Consider the following 21,091-nt stretch of genomic DNA (forward strand, 5'->3'; position numbering starts at 1 on the left):
GCTGATTTCCCCAAACCATCCCCCATATAGCGCTGTCGCGCCGGACCCTACCCGGCCCTCCCCGCGTTCCCGGAATCCATGACCGAAAAGCACAACTTCATCCGCGTCCGCGGCGCCCGCGAGCACAATCTCAAGGGTGTCGATCTCGACATTCCTCGCGAGAAGCTGGTGGTGATGACGGGCCTGTCGGGCTCGGGCAAATCCTCGCTCGCGTTCGACACCATCTACGCCGAGGGCCAGCGCCGTTATGTCGAGAGCCTGAGCGCCTATGCCCGCCAGTTCCTGGAGTTGATGGGCAAGCCGGATGTGGACCTGATCGAGGGCCTGTCCCCGGCGATCTCGATCGAACAGAAGACCACCTCCAAGAACCCGCGCTCGACCGTCGGCACCGTCACGGAAATCCACGACTACATGCGTCTGCTGTGGGCGCGCGTGGGTGTGCCCTATTCGCCCGCGACGGGGCTTCCGATCGAGAGCCAGACCATCTCGATGATGGTCGACAAGCTGACGGCGCTGGCCGACGGCGAGCGCCTCCTGCTGCTGGCCCCGGTCGTGCGCGGTCGCAAGGGGGAGTACAAGAAGGAGATGGCCGAGTGGCAGCGCGCGGGCTTCCAGCGCGTGAAGATCGACGGCGAGTTCTACGCTATCGAGGACGCCCCGGCGCTGGACAAGAAGTTCAAGCACGACATCGACATCGTCGTGGACCGGATCGTCACCAAACAGGGGCTGGAGGGCCGTTACGCCGACAGCCTGCAGACCGCTCTGGGTCTGGCGGACGGCATCGCCGTGGCCGAATGGGCCAACACCATGGAAGGCGAGACCGGCCCACGCCGGATCACCTTCTCCGAGAAATTCGCCTGCCCTGTTTCGGGCTTCACCATCAGCGAGATCGAGCCGCGGCTGTTCTCGTTCAACAACCCGTTCGGCGCCTGCCCGGTGTGCGACGGTCTGGGCGTGAAGCTGGCGTTCGATGCGGATCTGGTGGTGCCGGATCGCGACAAGACCCTGCATGCGGGCGCGGTGGCGCCGTGGTCGCGCGGGCCCTCCCCGCTCTACACCCAGACCTTGCAGTCGCTGTCGACCCATTACGGCTTCTCGATGGACAAGCCGTGGCGGGAACTGCCGGGCAAGGCCCAGACCGTCATTCTGCACGGCTCGGGCGGAGAGAAGATCAAGTTCGTCTATGACGACAATGCCCGGAAGTACGAGACGCTGAAGGCCTTCGAGGGCGTGTTGCCGAACCTTGAGCGCCGCTGGCGCGAGACGGACTCGGCCTGGGTGCGCGAGGAGTTGGGCCGGTTCCAGTCCGAGACGCCCTGCGAAGCCTGTGGCGGCAAGCGTCTGAAGCCTGAGGCGCTGGCGGTGAAGATCGCCGGCGAGGACATCGCCGAGGTGTCATGGCTGTCGATCAAGCACGCCCACGAGTGGTTCCAGAGCCTCAACGGCAAGCTGACCGACAAGCAGATGGAGATCGCCCGGCGGATTCTGAAGGAGATAACCGACCGGCTGCGCTTCCTGAACAACGTCGGCCTGGACTACCTGAACCTGTCCCGCAGTTCGGGCACCCTGTCCGGCGGCGAGAGCCAGCGGATCCGTCTGGCCAGCCAGATCGGTTCGGGCCTGACCGGCGTGCTCTATGTGCTGGATGAGCCATCGATCGGCCTGCACCAGCGCGACAACACGCGCCTGCTGGAAAGCCTGATGGGGCTGCGCGACCTCGGCAACTCGGTCCTTGTGGTCGAGCATGACGAGGAAGCCATCCTGACCGCCGACTACGTCATCGACATGGGGCCGGCCGCCGGCGTCCATGGTGGGCAGGTCTGCGCCCAGGGCACGCCCGCCGAGGTCATGGCCAATCCCAACTCGCTGACGGGCAAGTATCTGACGGGCGAGCGCGAGATCGAGCTGCCGCCGGAAGGCCGCCGTCCGATCAATCGCAAGCGGATGCTCAAGGTCTCGGGCGCGACCGGCAACAACCTGAAGAACGTCACGGGCGAGATTCCGGTCGGCCTGTTCACCTGCGTCACCGGGGTGTCGGGCGGGGGCAAGTCGACCTTCACCATCGAGACCCTGTACAAGGCGGCCGCGCGGCGTCTGAACAACGCGTCCGACGCCCCTGCCCCGTTCGACCGCATCGAGGGACTGGAGCAGTTCGACAAGGTCATCGACATCGACCAGTCGCCCATCGGCCGCACGCCGCGCTCGAACCCGGCCACCTATACCGGCGCCTTCGGCCCGATCCGCGACTGGTACGCCGGTCTGCCGGAAGCCAAGGCGCGTGGCTACGGCCCGGGCCGGTTCTCGTTCAATGTGAAGGGCGGACGCTGCGAGGCCTGCCAGGGCGACGGCCTGATCAAGATCGAGATGCACTTCCTGCCGGACGTCTACGTCACCTGCGACGTCTGCCACGGCAAGCGCTACAACCGCGAGACGCTGGAGATCGTGTTCAAGGGCAAGTCCATCTCGGACGTTCTTGATATGACGGTGGAAGAAGCCGCGCGCTTCTTCACCGCCGTGCCCTCGATCCGCGACAAGATGCAGACGCTGGAGCGCGTCGGTCTGGGTTACGTCAAGGTGGGCCAGTCGGCGACGACCCTGTCGGGCGGCGAGGCCCAGAGGGTCAAACTGTCCAAGGAGCTGTCGAAGCGGGCCACCGGCAAGACGCTCTACATCCTCGACGAGCCGACCACAGGCCTGCATTTCGAGGACACCCGCAAGCTGCTGGAGGTGCTTCAGGAGCTGGTCGAGAGCGGCAACACCATCGTCGTGATCGAGCACAATCTGGATGTCATCAAGGTCGCCGATTACCTGCTGGACTTCGGTCCCGAGGGTGGCGACGGCGGCGGCGAGATCGTAGCGGTCGGCACCCCGGAAGATGTCGCGGCCAATGCGAAGAGCTGGACCGGCAAATACCTCAAGGAGGTGCTGGACCGGCACGAGGCCCGGCGAAAGGCGCGCGTCGCCTCCCTGTCGGCGGATGCGCCCGCCAAGCCGGTGAAGGCCAGGGCGAAGGCGCGGGCCTGACGGTCCGCGCTCAAGCCGGGATCAGGCGTCCGGAAGATCCCGGCAGATCGCCGCGAAGGGCGCCCAGATGATGGTCGACACCATCGCCATGCCCAGCGGGATCAGGATGAGGATCAGGAGGGCGCCCAGAGCCGCCCCTGGCGAACCCGCTCCGCCGCCGGACATGGCCACCTGCAACGGCCAGCCGATCAGGATCAGCAGCAAGGCCACCACGACCGCCAGGGCGAAGGTGACGATCATCAGGCCGAGCAGCGGCCAGAAGAGCGGTTTAGACAGCGTCCAGCCCTCGGCGAACGCCAGACGTCCCCGATGAAAACTGAGCGGCGCGATCAGGCTCAGACGCACCGAGAGCCAGACCACCAGCGCCGTGACGACCAGCCAAACCAAGGCGCCGACGATCATGTTGGCGCCCGACGCCAGGCGAACCAGGTATTCACCGCCGAGGTTCAGGGCCAGGCTGACGCCGCCGACCAGCACGGTGATCACCAGCATCCGGCCTTCATCGCGCCCCAACCGAAGCGAGCCGAATGAGCTCTGTTCAGGGCGCAGGACGGCGCGATAGACAGCCGTCGCCAGCAGCGCCTGGATCAGAAACACGACCGGAAAGGCCATGAGGGAGGCCCGCTCCATCCCCGCCGTCGCCGCCGCGGAGAGCTTGCTCGCATCACCCTGCGCCGCCGCAAGCTCATCGAGATAGGGCGCGATCATCGGCAGGGCAGCCAGCACGATCAGGAACAGGCCGACCAGCCAGACGGCGCCCCAGAGCGCGACGGCGCCCGGGCGTCGCCGGGTCAGGCGGAAGCCTTCGAAAACGGCTTCTGTGGCGGCGATCTTCATCATGTTCTCCGTGACTCGCCGCCCGTTCTAGAGACCGCCCCACCGGGTGTCACCCCGACGCGGCCACGCGTCGCGACGGCCCTCAGAACCGGGGGTCGATCGCGCCGGGTTCCTCTTCCGGAAGGATCGTGGGGGCGACGACGTCGCGATAGAAGACCGCGAAAGGTGTGCTCAGAACGGTGAACTGCAGCGCCGCGAAGCCCGCGAACAGGACAGCGCCGACAAGCATCAGCGGCAGGACGGTGCTGGTCACTCTTGAGGGGTCCATGTCGGCGATATCCGGCACGACGCCGATGGCGATCAGCGCGAGGGTGCTGAACGCCGTCACGGCGACCGCATAGAGCACGAACCAGCGCAAGACGGTGGCGGCGCCCAGATCCAGCAGAACCCAGAAGCGGCCGCGGCTGGCCGCCCACGCCCGGCCGAGCGCGAACCGGCCTTCCGCCACGGTGATCGGCCCCAGAAGCGACAGCCGCACCGAAATCCAGACGTAGAAGAAGATGAAGCCGAAATAGGCCGGATAGATCAGAGCCACCACCCGCGGCGGCATCGCGCCTGCACCGTTCATGGCGGCGGTTCCGCCCATAATCCCGCCGATGATTCCTAAGATCAGCAGCATGGCGGCGACGAAGCCCAGCGCGATCAGCATATAGGCGCCCATAAGGCGGAACTCGGCGCCGCCCAGCCGCATGAAGAAGAAGCCGGGCTTCTTCGGGGTCAGAACCGCGCGGCAGGTCGCCGCCACCACGATGGAGGCCGCCACCAGGCTGAGAGGTATCGCGATCAGATAGGCGAGGATCACGCTGCTGCCGATCCGGAAGGACTGCGCCGCCGTGGGTTCGGCGTCGCCGATGGCGGTGACCATGGAAAAGACCGCGCCGCTCGCGGCCAGCAGGATCAGGCCGATGCAGACAAAATAGGTGACGCCCCACATGACGACCGCCACCGGCGCGCGACGCATGATCCGGAAGCCTTCGAAGGCGGCCTTGGTGATTGAAAATGTCATCGGCCCCTCCAGCCCTCAAACCCGTCCGGCACCCTAGGTGCACCGTAGCTGTAAGGCCAGCATCCGCCACTGCCGCGATTAAGACACTGGCGTCCCCCGGTCAGGCCGTTAGAACCCCGCCCATGAGCACGACCACCTCTCCCTCTCCCGTCCACGTCATCGGCGGCGGCCTTGCCGGTTCAGAAGCCGCCTGGCAGATCGCCAACGCCGGGGTTCCCGTCATCCTGCACGAAATGCGCGGGGTTCCGGGCGTGAAGACCGATGCGCACCAGACGGACGGTCTGGCCGAACTGGTTTGTTCCAACTCCTTCCGGTCGGACGACTGGGAGTACAACGCCGTCGGCCTGTTGCACGCCGAGATGCGGGCGCTGAACTCGATCATCATGGCTTGCGGCGACGCTCATCAGGTTCCGGCGGGCGGCGCCCTGGCCGTGGACCGTGACGGCTTCTCGCAGGCTGTGACGGCGAAGCTGGAAGCCCATCCGCTGATCACCATCGTGCGGGAAGAGATCGCGGGTCTGCCGCCGGAAGAGTGGGACAATGTCATCGTCGCCACCGGTCCCCTGACCTCGCCCGCCCTGGCCGAGGCCGTGCTGAAGGCGACGGGTGAAGAGAGCCTGTCCTTCTTCGACGCCATCGCCCCCATCGTTCATGCCGACAGTATCGACTTCGATATCGCCTGGCGTCAGTCGCGCTATGACAAGGAAGGTCCGGGCGGAGACGCCGCCGCCTACGTCAACTGTCCGATGGACAAGGAACAGTATGAGGCCTTCATCGACGCCCTGCTGAACGGACCCAAGGCAGAGTTCAAGGACTGGGAGAATGTGCCGTACTTCGACGGCTGCCTGCCCATCGAGGTCATGGCCGAGCGGGGACGAGAGACCCTGCGCCACGGGCCGATGAAGCCGGTAGGCCTGACCAATCCGCGCAATCCGACGGTCAAGGCGCACGCCATCGTCCAACTGCGTCAGGACAATGCGCTGGGCACCCTCTACAATCTGGTCGGCTTCCAGACGAAGCTGAAGCACCGGGCGCAGGCCGAGACCTTCCGCATGATCCCGGGGCTGCAGAACGCGCAGTTCGCGCGTCTGGGCGGCCTGCATCGCAACACCTACCTGAACAGTCCGCAATTGCTGGACAAGCAACTGCGTCTGAAGGCCATCCCGCGTCTGCGTTTCGCCGGTCAGGTCACGGGTGTCGAGGGCTATGTCGAGAGCGCCGCCATGGGGCTGCTGACCGGTCGCCTCGCCGCCGCGCAAGCGCTGGGCAAGGATGTGTCCGCTCCGCCGCCCGAAACGGCCATGGGCGCGCTGGTCGAACACATAACCGGCGGACATCTGGAGGGATCGAAGTTCCAGCCGATGAATATCAACTACGGCCTGCTGCCGCCGCTGGAGGCGCCCAAGGTCGACGCCGACGGAAAGCGCATCCATCCCAAGGAGCGGGGGCGCGCCAAGAAGCGGCTGATGAGCCTTCGCGGCCTCGAGGCCCTGAAGGCCTGGCGGGACGCGAACGGATGACGGAACAGACCGAACTGGCGCGGTTGATCGACCGTCGCACGACCCTGATCTATCGCCTCGATCTGATCGCGAAGGGGGCCCGGATCACCTATGACGACGGTTCTCCGATCGATATGGCCTCCGAGAAGGCGCGGCTTGAGGATGAGGTGGCCCGACTGGACCGCAAGATTCTCAGCCTTCAACCGCCCGCCGGTCAGGCTTGAGGCGGAGGACTTCGGATGAGGTCATGGCGTCCTTTCGACTTCGCACGGCGCGCCGTTCGCCAGAAGATCACGGACGTCTTCAACGACGCCGACAAGGGCGAGCGGCCGGTGCTGCGCCGGGCCGACGCCCTGTTCCCGGCTGATGGGGTAGCGGCGCGGGTCAATGGCGATGTCGTCACCATGATGATCGGCGGCGTGTCCGGACTGCTGTTGCAGATGCTACATCCGGCGGTTCTGGCGGGCGTCTGGGATCACTCCGACTTCCGCGCCGACATGCACGGTCGCCTGCGCCGAACGGCCAAATTCATCGCCACCACGACCTATGATCATGCCGAAAACGGATGGGCGATGATCGACAAGGTCAACCGCATCCATGCGAAGCTGGCGGGCGTCCTGCCGGACGGCACGCCCTATCGGGTGTCAGACCCGGCCCTGCTGGCCTGGGTGCATGTGACAGAGACGATCAGCTTCCTTGAGGCGTGGATCCGGTATGGCGAGCCGGACATGTCGATGGCGGATCAGGACGCCTATTTCGACGAGATGGCCCGGATCGGCGCGGCCCTGCACGCCGATCCCCTGCCCCGGACCCGGGCGGCGGCCGAGGCCCTGATCCAGAGCTATCGCCCGCAACTGAAGGCTGATGAGCGCACGCGCGAGGTGGCCCGGATGGTGATGCGGCAGCGAGTGGGGGCGCCTTCGGTGGATGCGGCCGCGGGCGTTATCATGCAGGCCGGTCTGGATCTCCTGCCGGACTGGGCGCAGGCGATGCACGAGCGTCCGCTTGGCCCGCCGCGCGCGCTGACCCGGGGCGCCGCCCTGTCGACCGCGCGCTTCATCCGCTGGGCCTTTCGGGGCTCGCCGAACACCCGTGTTCACCCGCCGGAAGTGACGCGCTACTGACCGCCGGGTTCGGCTCAGACCCTCCTGTCGGCCAGACGGACGAAGTAGACCGCGCCGTAGCCGCCCAGACCCAGCATGGCGAAGGTGACGACGATCGGGACCTCGCCGATGGGGTAGCCGAGGATGGAGGACCAGTACCACTGGAAGCCGGCGAACATCGCCATGGTCAGCAGCCACGGCGCATAGGCCAGTTTGAAGGCCCGGGCGAAGCCGCGTGGCGGCACGCCCCCGTCCCGCATGAAGAAGCCGGTGATGGCGGCCGGCGCGGCGGCCAGGCCGAAGACCTGACCCAGCAGCAGGATGATGTCGGCGAATGCGGCCATGGGACGGTCCTCCAGATCAGATCCGGCCGCGCACGGTCGCGGCCACGAGCGTCAGGCGTTTCAGGAACTCCGGCGCATCCGTTCGGACCAACGCCGCCGGAGCGACCGCCGGAAAAGCGGCGACCGGAAGAGCTTTCAGGGCGCTGTTGGCCTGACGACGCAGGGCCTTCGCCTCGTCCCCACGACCGGTCTGGCCCAGACCGCGCACGCGCCCGGCGTCGACGACGGCGGCCTCATGACCTTCACCGGCCAGCACCTGAGCCGCGATCTGCATCGGCCCGACATAGAAGGCGTCCAGGTCATGCGGATCGCCATGCACCCGACCGATGTGGGCCTCGATCAGGGCGTCGAAGGGCGCACGGGGCAGGCCGTGTCGCTCGACCAGACCAGTCAGCGCCTCCAGAACAGGATGGCCCTTGCGGGCGACGCCGCTGAACACGCCGTCCATCTGCTCGGCCCACCAGGTGAAGCGCATCTCGGCCAGCAGGGGCTGGGTCACGCGCGACGGAATGGCCATCAGTTCCGCCTCGAAGGCGTACAGGGTGATCAGATCCGCCCGGGCGCGCAGGTCGGTGACGAACCGGCTGGACAGCCAGCGGTCGATGTCGGCCTCCCGGACCTGTGCGTCGAGATCGGTCATGCGTCCTTCGCAAACAAAACGGGGCGGATCGTCAGACCCGCCCCGTCAGACCAATATACCTTCCCGGGCCGGATCAGGGCCGCGAGGCCATGCCCAGCTTGATCGGCTTGGCGTCGTCGGACGGACCGCCGCGCTTCACACCCCACAGCAGGATGATCGGCGCGCCGACGTAGATCGACGAATAGGTGCCGATGATGATGCCGAACATCAGGGCGATGGAGAAGCCGAACAGGGCCTCGCCGCCGAAGACGGCCAGGGCGGCCAGCACCATGACGGCGGTGACGCCGGTGATGATCGTCCGCGACAGGGTTTCGTTCAGCGACAGGTCGATCACGTCGCGCAGTGGCATGGCCTTGTACTTGCGCAGATTTTCCCGGAGGCGGTCGAACACGACGACAGTGTCGTTCATCGAATAGCCGATGACGGTCAGGATGGCGGCCACCATGGTCAGGCTGAATTCGAGGCGGAACACGACGATCAGACCGAAGGTAAGGATCACGTCGTGCACCAGACCGGCCACGGCGCCGAACCCGAACTGGGGCTCGAACCGGAACCAGATGTACAGGAACATCAGGCCGATGGCGGAACCGAGGGCGATCAGTCCGGACATGAACAGTTCGCCCGAGACCTTGGACCCGACGACGTTCACGCCGGAATAGGTGACCTGGCCGGTGGCCTGGCTGATGGCGGTTTCGACGTCGGTCACGACGGCGGTCTGATCACGGCCTTCCGGAATCTGGAAGCGCACGATGGCGGTCGAGCCGTCGTCGATGTTGGTGTCACGCCGGGCGATGCCCTGCACACCGACATCGCCGAGATCGAGGCGGCTGACAGCGCCGCGCACGTCCTCGAGATTGATCACCTGCCCGGCCGGTTTGGCCACCTCCAGCGAGGCGCCGCCACGGAAGTCGATGCCCATGTTGAGACCGGGCATGAAGCAGGAGACAAGCGCCGCGACGCAAAGGATCACCGAGATGAAGGCCGCCGGCTTCGCATAGCGAACGAAGCGGAAATTGGTCTTCTGCGGCAGCAGTTTGATGAGGGGCCATCCACGCATCGCCATCACTCCGCGATCGGCAGTTTTTTGGGTTTGGCCGTTTTCAGCCAGAACGCCAGCAGCACCTGCGCCACCAGCACGGACGAGATCACCGAGGTGAACACCCCGATGCCCAGCGTCCAGGCGAAGCCACGAACGGGGCCCGCGCCAGCGAAGAACATGATCGCCGCGGCGACCAGGGTGGTGACGTTGGCGTCGATAATGGTCGCCATGGCCTTGGAGAAGCCGGCGTCCATCGAGGCGATGACGCTCCGGCCGGCACGGGCCTCGTCGCGCATCCGTTCGTAAATCAGCACGTTGGCGTCCACCGCCACCGCGAACGTCAGGATCAGACCCGCGATACCCGGCAGGGTCAGGGCCGCGCCGACAAGGCTCATACAGGCCACGATCATCAGGCCGTTCAGCACCAGGCCGATGACAGAGATGCCGCCGAACAGCAGGCCGTAGGCCAGGAGCATGAAGACGACGATGATCAGGAAGCCGATGGCGGTCGACAGGGCGCCGGCGGCGACAGCGTCCTCGCCCAGTTCGGCCGAAACGGTCCGACTTTCCTCGACGTTCAGCGGGGCCGGCAGGGCGCCGCCGTTCAGCAGGTTCACGAACTCACTGGCCGACTGGATGGTGTAGTTGCCGGTGATCTGGCCGGTGCCGCCGCTGATGGCGCTGTTGATGGTCGGGATCGAGATGATCTTGCCGTCCAGCACGATGGCGAAGCGGCGGCCGATGTTGGCGGAGGTCGCCTCGCCGAAGCGGCGCGCGCCCTGACCATCGAAGCGGAAGTCGATGGCGATCTGGTTGTTCTCACCCTGCCCCACCGAGGCCTTGGTCAGGTTCTCGCCCGAAACGACAACGCGGCGCTTCAGCAGATAGGGCTGGCCGGTCTCGTCCATCAGGACTTCGGAATCCGGGGGAATGATGCCGCTTTGCAGGGCGCGGGCCGCGTTCTGATAGTCTTCCATCTGGAAGGTCAGCTGGGCGGTCTGGCCGATCAGTCGCTTCAGGGCGGCGGGATCGCTCTGACCCGGAGCCTGAACGACGATGCGGTTCGCGCCCTGACGGGTGATCGAGATTTCCTTGGTGCCGTCGCTGTCCAGACGGCGACGCACGATCTCGATGGACTGCGTCACGGCGTCAGAGGCCATGGCGTTCATGGTCGCGTCGCTGAAGGCGTAGCGAATGCGGTCGTTGCCCTGACGCTGGACAACCCGGTCGGCCACGCCCTGGGCGTTGCCGGAGATCAGGGCGCCCATGGCCTGTTGGGCCAGTTCCATCTGCGCCGGGTTGGACAGGGTGATGATCACGCCGTCCGACTGACGGTTGATCGTGCTGACGCTGACGTTGGCCTCGCCCAGAACCGTGCGGGCGTCTTCCGCCAGGTTGTTCAGGCGCGCGGCGCGCATGGCCGGAACGTCGACTTCCAGCAGCAGGTAGGACCCGCCCTGAAGGTCGAGGCCCAGGTTCAGGGTGCTTTTCGGCACCCAGCCCGGCAGCGCGTCGCGCTGGGCCTGGCTCAGGAAGTTCGGGACCGTGAAGACGATACCGAAAAGGACGGACAGGGCGAGAAGGATGACCTTCCAGCGCGACAGGTGAATCATGCGGGCTGCCCCGAACCTTTCAGGAGACCAATCAGGCCTTGGCGTCGTTGGCGGCGGCGACGTCGGTGCGGTTCCGCACGTCGGCGATCATCGTCTTGATCACACGGACGTTCACGCCCTGGGCGATCTCGACCATGGCTTCGTCGGTCTCGACGCGGGTGATCTTGCCGATCATGCCGTTCGACAGCACGACGGTCTCGCCACGCTTGACCGACTCGATCATCGCCTTGTGCTTCTTCACCTGCTGCTGCTGCGGGCGCAGGATGAGGAAGTAGAAGAGCGCGATCATCGGCACCAGGAAGATGAACATCGACCCCGGGCCAGCCAGCAATTCCTGCACTTTAGATCTCCGAAACAACGCCGGGCGCGCCCTCGGCGCTGCCCCTGAAAATGAGGCGCGGAACCTAGGGCGCGTCGTTACACTTTGCAACGCGGCGCGAAAGCACGGCCTTCGGGTTGCGCTATCGCGGCAACACGGTCAGCGGGTCAAGCGCCGTCGGCTCGTCGCCGCGCATGCGCCAGGTCTCGAAATGAATCGAGGGGCGTCCGTCGCCGGCGGTTGTTCCGACGGTTCCGACCTGCTGACCCGCCGTCACGGTGTCGCCGTCGCGCACCGTGGCCGAACCGAGATGACCATAGACCGTGCGCCAGCCGTCGCGGTGGACGATCAGGACCGTCAGTCCCTGCCCCGCCAGATCATCGCCGACATAGCCGACGCGACCGGCGGCGGCGGCCGAGACCACGGCGCCGGCGGGGGCGCCGATGTTCACGCCGTTGTTGCGCTCGCCCATTCCGACGGGGCCGAAGCGGCGCAGGATGTCGCCCCGCACCGGCCAGTCCAGCGCCACGGCGCCCGTCGCGGGCGGTGCGGCGACAGGCGGGGCCGAGGCGGCGGGCTGACGCGGGGGCGGCGGCAGGGTCGATGCGGGCGGCGGCGGGGGCGGCGGCGGAACGCCCTCCTCCGGCACGGTCACGCCCATCGGCGACGGCCCGGTCGCATAGGGATCGCCGCCGATGTCCACCGCGTTCGCGGGCAGGACGATCCGCTGACCCGGGCTGATCGCGGCGCGAGGACCGAGGTTGTTGAGGTCGATCAGAACCTGAACCGGGGTCTGGAAGCGACGACCGACGCCGGAAATGGTGTCGCCCGGCTGGATTTCATAGGACGCGCCGGCGACGGAGACGCCCGCCGTTCCGCCACGCGCGGGCGGCGGCGGGGTGGTGAAGCCTTCGGACGAGGGCCCGGCGGCCGGCTGGCCGGCCGGAGGCGCGGCCGGCGCATAGGGCGCGTTCGGCACTTCGGTGTAGGGACGGGTCGGTGCATCGTAGGGACGCGGAGCATTGGAAACCGGCGCCCCCAGTTCTCCGCCCTCGATGCGTTCGACGGGCGCGCCCCGCGGCGGCGGAACCTCGCGGGCCGGATCGGTTGCGCCGCGGACGCCGTCTCCGGTCGGCGCGGGGCCGGTCGGCATGGGGCGGGTCGGATAGACGGGACCGGGCGGCGGCGTCGTGGAGGGCGGTCCGGCGGGCCGGTCGGCGTGGATCGAATAGCGCGGCTCACTCGGATAGCTGGAACAGGCCGCCAGAAGGCTCATCACCCCCGCGACCATCACGATGCGCGTCACGCCCGTTCGATTCATTCACCCGCTCCGCAAAAGCGCCCGACAACCGGGCCGACCTGACCCGGAAAACCGCGCCAAAGTTGGGCGGGAAGGTTAATCAAAGCTTGCGACAGGTCTAACCTTCGCGCGCCGTCCCCTCAACCAGCGGGACAAAACGCACCTCGGTCAGGCTCTCGCGGCGGAAGGAGCCGTCCGGCTGGCCCGTATAGCGATGCAGCATCTGGACCGAGCTGCGTCCCACCGGACAGACCAGCACGCCGCCGGGCTTCAGCTGCTTCAGAAGCTCGGTCGGCTCTCCGGGCGCGGCGGCGGTGACCATGATGCGGTCGAACGGCGCCTGCTCCGGCCAGCCGAGCCCGCCGTCGCCGTGGCGGGTGATCACATTGTCGATGTCCAGCACCCGCAACCGGTTCTCGGCCTCGGTCAGCAGGCTGCGGTAGCGTTCGATGGAATAGACGTAGCGGGCCAGTCGGCTGAGCACGGCGGCCTGATAGCCGCTGCCGGTGCCGATCTCGAGCACGCGATGGCGCTGCTGCACGTCCAGCGCCTGGGTCATCAGGCCGACGATATAGGGTTGGCTGATCGTCTGGGCGCAGTCGATCGGCAGGGCCTGATCCTCCCACGCCTGATCGAGGAACTTCTCGTGCACGAAGACGGCGCGGTCGATCGACTCCATGGCCGTCAGCACGCGCGGGTCCGTGACCCCCTGCTGGCGAAGGCCGAGGATCAGACGTCCGGCGCGGTCATCGTTCAGCTTCATCGGTCGCCCTTCAACGAGAGGCGTTCGGCATAGAGCAGCAGTGTCCCGGCGCAGCGCTCGTTCGGCACGGGACCGTATCCTGCCGCGAGCACCGCCGGGCCGCGAACAGACACCCGCCGGTCCCACCAGCGGTCTCCCCTCTCCCTGACCTTGCGCGGAAGATCGACGAACAGGCAGCGCCCGTCGTCGAGTTCCAGCACGCCCCGGGCCGGCGCGTCCGGCATGGGGCGTCTCAGGGTTCCCCGAACCGAACAGAACCCCGGCCCGTCGCAGCCGAAGTCGACCTCCGGCCGGTCCGGCCATGGGGCCGTGGTCGTGCAGCCGCCCAGCAGCACGGCCGTGACCGTCAGGGCGAGCGCGATCCTCATTCGGCCGCCACCGCCTTGGGGGGGACGCCGCCAAGGACCTTCTTCAGGTCGTTGACGCTGGTCATGTGGGTCAGGTCGATGTGCAGGGGCGAGACCGAGATGCGGCCCTCGTCCATGGCGCGCAGGTCGGTGCCCTCGGGATGCTCCTGCTTCTCGCCCCGGAAGCTCATCCAGTAGTAGTCGCGGCCACGCAGGTCGGTGCGGCGGACGGCGTGCATCTCTCCGATGTCGCGGAAGCCCTGGCGGGTGACCTCGACCTGGGTGACGGCCTCCGGCGGGCGATTGGGGAAGTTGAGGTTCATGACCACGCCGGGCGCCCACTTCTGCTCCAGCAGGCGGGTGATGATGCCGGGCGCGAAGGCCTCGGCGGTCTCCCAGTGGGCGGTGACCTCGTCGTGGAAGCGCTCGAGGCTCTGGGACAGGGCGATGGAGCGGATGCCGAAGGCCATGCCCTGCAGGGCGCCGGCGACGGTGCCGGAGTAGGAGCAGTCCTCCCCGACATTGTGCCCGCGATTGACGCCGGACAGCACCAGATCGGGCTTCACGGGCATCAGGTCATTGACCGCCAGCACGACGCAGTCGGTCGGGGTGCCGGTGACGGCGAAGCGCTGGGGCCCCAGCCGGTTGACCCGCAAAGGCTCGGTCAGGGTGATCCCCCGCCCCTTCCCGGACTGCTCGACAGCGGGCGCGCAGACCCAGATGTCGTCGGAAAGGGTGCGGGCGATCCGCTCCAGACATTCCAGGCCCTCGGCCTCGATGCCGTCGTCGTTGGTCAGCAGGATTCTCATGATCGACCTGACCTAACGCCAAGGCCGACCCGGCGCATCTGAAAAATGGGGCGCCGCGCCCCACCGTGAACCTAGCGCAGGGCTTCCACCCGGTCGGCGAGGATCACCACGTCGCGGCGGCAGTCGTTGACGAGGGTGGAGCCCTGCCAGTCGTGGGTCTGGGCGCCGCTGCGGTCGGCCCAGGCGAGGGTGCGGCCGTGCAGGCGGATCTTCATGCCGTTCAGGTCGCCGGAGGCGCGCTGGAGGTTGCGCGGCAGGGCGGCGCTGACGCAGTCGTTCGGAATGCCCCGGTCCAGATCGCGCTGCTCGCCGTACAGATGGATCTCGCCGTTGCGGATCAGGGCCCAGCCCTCGAACTGGTCCGCCGAGGCGTCGAACCACGCGGGCGCGGCGGCGACATTGCCCGGCGTGGAGGCGCAGGCGCCGACGGTGACGACCGCCGACAGGGCGAGGGCGACGGGGGCGAGGCGGAAGGTCGGGCGCATCATGCTGATCCTTTGGCTGGTCTCCGGGTCGGAGACGTCACTGTGGAGCGTAAACCGCGACGGCGTGATGACGCGCGGCTCCGTCTCTCCTGCAACCGCTGACGCCGTGAAGGGCTCCCGGCCTTACGGCAATCAGCCGCCGACCGAGGTCAGGCCGCCCATGTAGGGGACCAGAACGTCCGGCACGCGGATGGAGCCGTCTTCCTGCTGGTAGTTCTCCATGATGGCCACCAGGGTGCGGCCGACCGCGAGGCCCGAGCCGTTGAGGGTGTGGACGAACTCGGTCTTCTTCTCGCCGTCACGCTTGAAGCGGGCGTCCATGCGGCGAGCCTGGAAGTCACCGCAGTTCGAGCAGGAGCTGATCTCGCGGTACATGCCCTGCGACGGCAGCCAGACCTCGAGGTCGTAGGTCTTGCGGGCCGAGAAGCCCATGTCGCCCTTGCACAGCAGCATCTTGCGGTACGGCAGTTCCAGCGCCTGCAGGATGGCCTCGGCGCAGCCCACCATCCGCTCATGCTCGGCGTCGGAGTCCTCGGGCCGGGTGATGGAGACCAGCTCGACCTTGTGGAACTGGTGCTGACGGATCAGGCCGCGGGTGTCTCGCCCGGCCGACCCCGCCTCGGCCCGGAAACAGGGCGTCAGGGCGGTCATGCGGATGGGTGTCGCCAGCTGGCTCTCAGGCAGGATCTGCTCGCGGACGAGGTTGGTCAGGGAGACTTCGGCGGTGGGGATGAGGAACCCTCGCCCGCCGCCCTGACGCCCCAACTCAGTGAATTTTTCCGCCGCCTCGTTGTAGGAAGCGATATGCTCATCAAAGCCTTTGACCGCCGCACCGAACAAGCCAGCAAGGCGCTTGAAAACCGGCGACGCCCACCGCGCATCAACGCCAGCGGCTAGCCCGTCCTGAAGCTGCGCACCAGCAAAGTCATTCAGCTCACTGAGCTCACCAATTCGGGCGCGTCGCTCCCTGTTTTCAGCGTTGAGAGCACTAAGCCGCAGCTCTTCTTGGCGGAACTCCAACCGCAGTTCGAAGAGATCTTCTTCAAATTTCGGCAGTTGCCCGGTCCCAAACATCGCCTTCTCACCGACGATAAATGGCGGGTTCACTTCCAGATAACCGTTCCGACCCGTCTGGAAGTCCAGCATGAACTGGCCGACGGCCCGCTCCAGTCGCGCCAGATGGCCCTTCAGCACGGCGAAGCGAGAGCCGCTCATCTTCGCGGCGGCCTCGAAGTCAAGCAGGCCCATGGCCTCGCCGAGGTCGGCGTGGTCCTTGGCGGTGGTGGAGATCACTGGCTGCGGCGAGCCAGCGCGGTCCGAGGCCCAGCGGCTCGTCTCGACATTGCCCGCCTCGTCCTCGCCGTCCGGGACGTCGTCGGCGGCCAGGTTCTTCAGCCCCGCCAGCAGGTCACGCAGCTCCTTGCCGACGCTGGCCTCGACCTGTTCGGCGGCGGCGATGTCGGCCTTGAGGGCCTCGACCTCGGCCTTGAGGCGGTCGGCCTCGGCCATGTCCTTCTTGGCCATGGCGGCGCCGATCAACTTGGAGGCGGCGTTGCGTTTGGTCAGGCCCTCCTGCGCCGTGGTCTGGGCCGCGCGCAGCTCGCCGTCGAGGCGCAGCAGGTCGGCGACCAGCCCGTCAGCCTCCTCGACCCCGCGCGACGACCAGCCGCTGACGAATGCGGCGGGATTGTCACGGATGGCGCGGATGTCGTGCATGGCTCTAACTCTTGGAAGGGAGAGGGTTGCTCTAGCGGGCGTGGGGGATTCCGCCAAGGCTGGCGGTGCGAAGCGGGCGTTTCCTCTCCGTCGCGGTAGCGATGGGGAGGCGGCTCCGAGCCGTACGAGGAGACGGAGGGGCTTCTACCGAGCGCGCGGACAGACCCCCTCCGTCACGCCGCGACTTCGCGGCGCGCCGCCTCCCCCTTGGCGACGCCAACGGGGAGGAGAAGCGGGATTTTCGGGTTCAGAAGCCCGATTCATCGTCGTCGCCTGCGCTTGCGGAGGCGCGGACGGGGTGGGTTTGGGCCGGGCACGGGCTCCGGCGGGGGCGCGTCGAAAACCGGGTGTGAAGAGTGTAATTGGTGTGACGGCGGGGACGCCCGCCCGGCCGGGGTTTCCCGCGCCGGATCAAGGCGTTGGTTGACTTCATCGGCGGTGACCGGCAGCCGCGCGCGCATCTGACGGTCGCGCAGGGCGAGATTGAGGATGCGGCCCCAGCGCAGGGCGAGCTCGATCTTGCCCCGCTGGACGGCGTCGGTCACGCGGGCGGCGGCGAGGCGATAAACCTCCTCCATATCCGGAAGCGGCGTGTCGTCGAGGGCGAGATCGCAGGTCATCCGGACAGGATGGCATGCCGATGCGTCAGTATTGGACGTATGGAGTTAGCGCCGCCGCAGGCGTTAGCGGCGAACTGGCTCAGATGGCGGCTGGGAAGGTGATTGGTGATTGGTGGTCAGCGGCTGAACAGTCTGTTCCAAGGCGAGCCCCTGACGGAGACGCATCCAGTCACCAGTCACCAATCACCAATCACCAATCACCGTCGGGCTCCACCCCACCCGCCTGTGGCTTACCCGTCAGATCAGCCCCGACAGCGGCGAGCTGGCGCTGGCGTACATGCGGCGGGGCATGCGGCCGGCGAGGTAGCCCTGACGGCCGGCGATGACGGCGTGCTTCATGGCGCTGGCCATCAGGATGGGATCATTCGCGCCCGCGATGGCGGTGTTCATCAGGACGGCGTCGCAGCCCAGCTCCATGGCAAGCGTGGCGTCCGAGGGGGTGCCGACGCCCGCGTCGACCAGAACCGGCACCCTGGCCTGCTCGATGATCAGGCGGACGTTGACCTTGTTCTGGATGCCCAGACCCGAGCCAATGGGGGCGGCGGCGGGCATGATGGCGGCGGCGCCCGCGTCCTCCAGTCGCTTGGCCATGACCACGTCGTCGGTGCAGTAGACCATGACCTGGAAGCCGTCCTTGATCAGCAGGTCCAGCGCCCGCAGGGTTTCGACCATGTCCGGGTACAGGTGGGCGGTGTCCGACAGCACTTCCAGCTTGACCAGATCCCAGCCGCCCGCCTCGCGCGCCAGACGCAGGGTGCGCACGGCGTCCTCGCCGGTGAAACAGCCCGCCGTGTTGGGCAGGAAGGTGAAGCGGTCGGGCTTCACATAGTCGACCAGCAAGGGCTGGTTCGGGTCGGTCAGGTTCACCCGGCGCACGGCCACGGTGACGATCTCGGCCCCCGCGGCCTCGGCGGCGTCGGCGTTCTGCTGATAGGTGGCGTACTTGCCGGTGCCGACGATCAGACGGCTGTTGAAGGTGCGGCCGGCGACGGTCCAGCTGTCGTTCGCGGAGACGGAAACGGGGGCATGTGCGTTCATGCCCCCGCTCCTACGCCTTCAACGGCCCGGTTTGAACCCTCAGGCGCCTTGCGGAAGCGCGTAGGCGATCACTTCGTCTGACACGGGAGTCTCCATGAAGTGGTGGCCGCCCGGTGCGATGACCAGGAACTGGCGACCGCCGACCTCATAGACCATCGGCGTGGTCTGGCCGCCGCCCGGCAGGTGATCGGTCCACAGCGTCTTGCCGGTCTTCAGGTCGATGGCGCGGATCAGATCGTCGGTGGCCGCGGCGATGAATACCACCCCGCCCGCCGTCACGACCGCCCCGCCGTTGTTCGGCGTGCCGATCTCGACGGGCAGCATGGACGGGATGCCGAACGGTCCGTTCTTCAGGGCCTGCCCCAGCGGACGGTCCCAGATGGTCCGGCCCGAGCGCAGGTCGATGGCGCGGATGCCGCCATAGGGAGGCTGCTTGCACAGCAGGCCGGTGAAGGGCATCCGCCAGCCGGCGTTGACGCTGATCGCATAGGGGGCGCCCGCCTGCGGGTCCCCTGCCCCTTCGGCGCCGCCCTTGCGGGCGTTCGGCTCGCCGCGCGGGACCCAGCCCTTGCGGTCGGCTTCAGCGCGGGGAACCAGACGGTTGTAGTTCGGCATGTCGTTGTAGTTGGCGACGATCACGCCCCGCGCCGGATCGACGGCGATGCCGCCCCAGTCCGAACCGCCGTTGTAGCCGGGATACTGGATATAGCGGCGGTCCGCGGTCGGCGGGGTGTAGAAGCCCTCGTATGAGGCGCTGCGGAACTGGATGCGGCAGATCATCTGGTCGATCGGCGACATGCCCCACATCTGCTTCTCGGACAGGTCCTGTTCGCGGCGCAGGGTGTGATAGCCGCTGGTCGGCTGGGTCGGGGTGCGCATCTGCGGCTCGACACCGCCGCGCGGAACCGGGATTTCATTGACCGGGGTCAGCGGCTGGCCGGTGGCGCGATTCAGGACGTAGATGTCGCCCTGTTTGGACGGCAGCACGACCGCTGGAACCGGGCCGCCCGCCGTGGGAAAGTCCACCAGCGTGGCCTGCGAGCCGAGGTCATAGTCCCAGACGTCGTGGCGGACGGTCTGGAAATGCCAGCGCGGTTTGCCCGTGGTGACGTCCAGCGCCACCAGCGAGGTCGCATAGTCCAGCTGCGGGCCCCGACGGTCGGCGCTGACGTAGTCGGCGGCGGTCGAACCGAGCGGCAGATAGACCAGACCCAGACGCTCGTCGCCCGAGGCCGTGGTCCACATGTTGGGCGTGCCCAGCGTATAGATCTGGCCTTCCGGCGGGGTCGTGTTGATGTCCGGCCGGTTCATGTCCCAGGCCCAGCGCAGCTCGCCGCTGACGGCGTCAAAGCCCTTGATGACGCCCGACGGCGCATGGCGGTACTGGCCGTCGAGGATCTGGTGGCCGATGACCACCACGCCGCGCACAATGGTCGGGGCCGAGGTTATCGAGACCATGCCCGGGATCAGGCGGCCCATGTCGGCCGAGGTGTCGACCTGACCGTTCTGGCCGAAGCCGGAGCAGCGCCGGCCCGTGCGGGCGTCCACGGCGATCAGACGGGCGTCCAGCGTGCCCCAGATGATCCGGGTCGCGCAGGGATCGGTCGCGACCGCGTTGGGGACGACATAGTAGCTGACGCCCCGACATGCCGCCGTGTACGGGATCGACTCATCGCTGACCCGCGGGTCGAATTTCCAGATGTTCTGTCCGGTCGCCGCGTTGACGGCCAGAACCATGTTCTTGCCGGTGCAGATGTAGAGGGTGTCGCCGATCTTCAGCGGCGTATTCTCGGACGCATATTTGTTCTGCGCGCCGGGGCGGTCGCCCGGCAGGTCGCCGGTGTGCAGGCTCCAGACCCGCTCCAGTCGGCCGACGTTCTCGGGCGTGATCTGGGTCAGGGGCGAATAGCGCTGGGCGTGATAAGTGCCGCCGTAGGCGGGCCAGTCGGCGCCGACCGGCAGGGCGTCAGGGTCGCTTGACGCGATTTGTTGAGCTGTCGGTATATCCTCGCTGATATGGACCCTGGCGGCGTTGGCCGAGGCGATGCCGCCGATCAGGAACAGGGCCAGAAGACCGACCGCGCCGCCCGCGGCCCAGACCTTGCCCCGGCCGGGTTTCAGCACCGGCAGGGCGGCGAGGACGAAGACCAGCAGAACGGCAGGCGCGATGACCCGGGGCACCAGCCCCCATCCGTCGATCCCGACCTCCCACAGCGCCCAGAGCACCGTCAGGACGAAGACGCCTATGTAGATGAGGGCTCCGAGCAGGCTGCGCCGGATCAGCAGCACGCCGCTGGCCAGCAGGCCCAGGCCCGCCAGCAGATAGTACCAGGACCCGCCGAGACCGATCAGCCAGCCGCCGCCGACGGTCAGGGTCAGGCCGATCAGGGCCAGAATGACCCCCAATGCGATGATGAGACCTCCCGCGAGGCCTCCGGCTTTGCGCTCGACGGACATGACGTCTCCAGCGTGGTTTTGGGTTTGTCTGCGCAACACCCCGTTGGAGGTCCGGTTCCGGACCAAAACAGACCCGGTTGCTGATCGACCATCAGATTCCGTTGCACGCGAACGGAAGCCGGCGCCTTTCGT

Annotated in this window: 20 protein-coding genes; 4 read left to right on the forward strand and 16 right to left on the reverse strand. The window is 67.3% G+C overall.

Annotated features, from left to right (window positions below; all coding sequences use genetic code 11):
- Positions 1 to 78: 78 nt before the first annotated feature.
- Entirely contained in the window at positions 79 to 3,024 is a 2,946-nt protein-coding gene (gene uvrA, locus FKQ52_RS07955) for an excinuclease ABC subunit UvrA (protein ID WP_141626684.1), read from the forward strand.
- 21 nt (positions 3,025 to 3,045) lie between these two features.
- On the opposite strand, the gene FKQ52_RS07960 is transcribed toward uvrA, so the two are convergent.
- Positions 3,046 to 3,861 (reverse strand): hypothetical protein, encoded by an 816-nt coding sequence (locus FKQ52_RS07960; protein ID WP_141626685.1) that lies wholly within the window; start codon positions 3,859 to 3,861, stop codon positions 3,046 to 3,048.
- 82 nt (positions 3,862 to 3,943) lie between these two features.
- Complete coding sequence (locus FKQ52_RS07965) at positions 3,944 to 4,867, reverse strand: hypothetical protein (RefSeq protein WP_141626686.1); 924 nt, start codon at positions 4,865 to 4,867, stop codon at positions 3,944 to 3,946.
- A 122-nt stretch (positions 4,868 to 4,989) separates the two neighbouring features.
- Here FKQ52_RS07965 and trmFO point away from each other — a divergent pair, with 122 nt between their 5' ends.
- From trmFO to FKQ52_RS07980, 3 genes are read left to right on the forward strand one after another with little or no spacing between them, the layout of a single operon-like run.
- A complete protein-coding gene (gene trmFO, locus FKQ52_RS07970) occupies positions 4,990 to 6,387 on the forward strand; it encodes a methylenetetrahydrofolate--tRNA-(uracil(54)-C(5))-methyltransferase (FADH(2)-oxidizing) TrmFO (protein ID WP_141626687.1) in 1,398 nt (465 codons plus the stop codon).
- The gene (locus FKQ52_RS07975) at positions 6,384 to 6,590 is read left to right on the forward strand and encodes a hypothetical protein (protein ID WP_141626688.1); all 207 of its coding nucleotides are present in this window, start codon (positions 6,384 to 6,386) and stop codon (positions 6,588 to 6,590) included. The genes trmFO and FKQ52_RS07975 overlap by 4 nt, the downstream gene beginning before the upstream one ends.
- A gap of 15 nt (positions 6,591 to 6,605) precedes the next feature.
- Positions 6,606 to 7,490, forward strand: coding sequence for an oxygenase MpaB family protein (locus tag FKQ52_RS07980; protein ID WP_141626689.1), 885 nt, complete (start codon positions 6,606 to 6,608; stop codon positions 7,488 to 7,490).
- 14 nt (positions 7,491 to 7,504) lie between these two features.
- Here the strand turns inward: FKQ52_RS07980 and FKQ52_RS07985 are convergent, their stop codons facing one another.
- The 14 genes from FKQ52_RS07985 to FKQ52_RS08050 all read right to left on the reverse strand — a co-directional run bounded on the left by FKQ52_RS07985 (position 7,505) and on the right by FKQ52_RS08050 (position 20,959).
- Positions 7,505 to 7,813, reverse strand: a complete 309-nt coding sequence (locus FKQ52_RS07985; protein ID WP_141626690.1) for a hypothetical protein — start codon at positions 7,811 to 7,813, stop codon at positions 7,505 to 7,507.
- A gap of 16 nt (positions 7,814 to 7,829) precedes the next feature.
- Positions 7,830 to 8,453 carry a squalene/phytoene synthase family protein gene (locus FKQ52_RS07990; RefSeq protein ID WP_141626691.1) on the reverse strand — a complete coding sequence of 208 codons (624 nt, stop codon included), beginning with the start codon at positions 8,451 to 8,453 and terminating at the stop codon, positions 7,830 to 7,832.
- Between the two features lie 73 nt (positions 8,454 to 8,526).
- Positions 8,527 to 9,516 (reverse strand): protein translocase subunit SecF, encoded by a 990-nt coding sequence (gene secF / locus FKQ52_RS07995; RefSeq protein WP_141626692.1) that lies wholly within the window; start codon positions 9,514 to 9,516, stop codon positions 8,527 to 8,529.
- A complete protein-coding gene (gene secD, locus FKQ52_RS08000; protein WP_141626693.1) occupies positions 9,516 to 11,105 on the reverse strand; it encodes a protein translocase subunit SecD in 1,590 nt (529 codons plus the stop codon). Before secD ends, secF begins: the two co-directional genes overlap by 1 nt.
- A gap of 31 nt (positions 11,106 to 11,136) precedes the next feature.
- On the reverse strand, positions 11,137 to 11,415 hold the full coding sequence (gene yajC, locus FKQ52_RS08005; RefSeq protein ID WP_141626694.1) for a preprotein translocase subunit YajC: 279 nt from the start codon (positions 11,413 to 11,415) through the stop codon (positions 11,137 to 11,139).
- Positions 11,416 to 11,566: 151 nt separating this feature from the next.
- Entirely contained in the window at positions 11,567 to 12,745 is a 1,179-nt protein-coding gene (locus FKQ52_RS08010; protein ID WP_141626695.1) for a M23 family metallopeptidase, read from the reverse strand.
- A 97-nt stretch (positions 12,746 to 12,842) separates the two neighbouring features.
- A complete protein-coding gene (locus FKQ52_RS08015) occupies positions 12,843 to 13,487 on the reverse strand; it encodes a protein-L-isoaspartate(D-aspartate) O-methyltransferase (protein WP_141626696.1) in 645 nt (214 codons plus the stop codon).
- Positions 13,484 to 13,855, reverse strand: coding sequence for a hypothetical protein (locus FKQ52_RS08020; RefSeq protein ID WP_141626697.1), 372 nt, complete (start codon positions 13,853 to 13,855; stop codon positions 13,484 to 13,486). Before FKQ52_RS08020 ends, FKQ52_RS08015 begins: the two co-directional genes overlap by 4 nt.
- Complete coding sequence (surE, locus tag FKQ52_RS08025) at positions 13,852 to 14,643, reverse strand: 5'/3'-nucleotidase SurE (protein ID WP_141626698.1); 792 nt, start codon at positions 14,641 to 14,643, stop codon at positions 13,852 to 13,854. Before surE ends, FKQ52_RS08020 begins: the two co-directional genes overlap by 4 nt.
- A 71-nt stretch (positions 14,644 to 14,714) precedes the next feature.
- Complete coding sequence (locus tag FKQ52_RS08030) at positions 14,715 to 15,131, reverse strand: hypothetical protein (protein WP_141626699.1); 417 nt, start codon at positions 15,129 to 15,131, stop codon at positions 14,715 to 14,717.
- Positions 15,132 to 15,260: 129 nt separating this feature from the next.
- Positions 15,261 to 16,844, reverse strand: coding sequence for a serine--tRNA ligase (gene serS, locus FKQ52_RS08035; RefSeq protein ID WP_141626700.1), 1,584 nt, complete (start codon positions 16,842 to 16,844; stop codon positions 15,261 to 15,263).
- A gap of 260 nt (positions 16,845 to 17,104) precedes the next feature.
- Positions 17,105 to 17,464 carry a hypothetical protein gene (locus FKQ52_RS08040; RefSeq protein WP_141626701.1) on the reverse strand — a complete coding sequence of 120 codons (360 nt, stop codon included), beginning with the start codon at positions 17,462 to 17,464 and terminating at the stop codon, positions 17,105 to 17,107.
- A gap of 237 nt (positions 17,465 to 17,701) precedes the next feature.
- Positions 17,702 to 18,502, reverse strand: a complete 801-nt coding sequence (locus FKQ52_RS08045; RefSeq protein WP_141626702.1) for a thiazole synthase — start codon at positions 18,500 to 18,502, stop codon at positions 17,702 to 17,704.
- 39 nt (positions 18,503 to 18,541) lie between these two features.
- Entirely contained in the window at positions 18,542 to 20,959 is a 2,418-nt protein-coding gene (locus FKQ52_RS08050) for a membrane-bound PQQ-dependent dehydrogenase, glucose/quinate/shikimate family (protein WP_141626703.1), read from the reverse strand.
- Between the last annotated feature and the right edge of the window lie 132 nt (positions 20,960 to 21,091).

Origin of the sequence: Brevundimonas sp. M20, assembly GCF_006547065.1 — a bacterium.
Taxonomy (GTDB): domain Bacteria; phylum Pseudomonadota; class Alphaproteobacteria; order Caulobacterales; family Caulobacteraceae; genus Brevundimonas.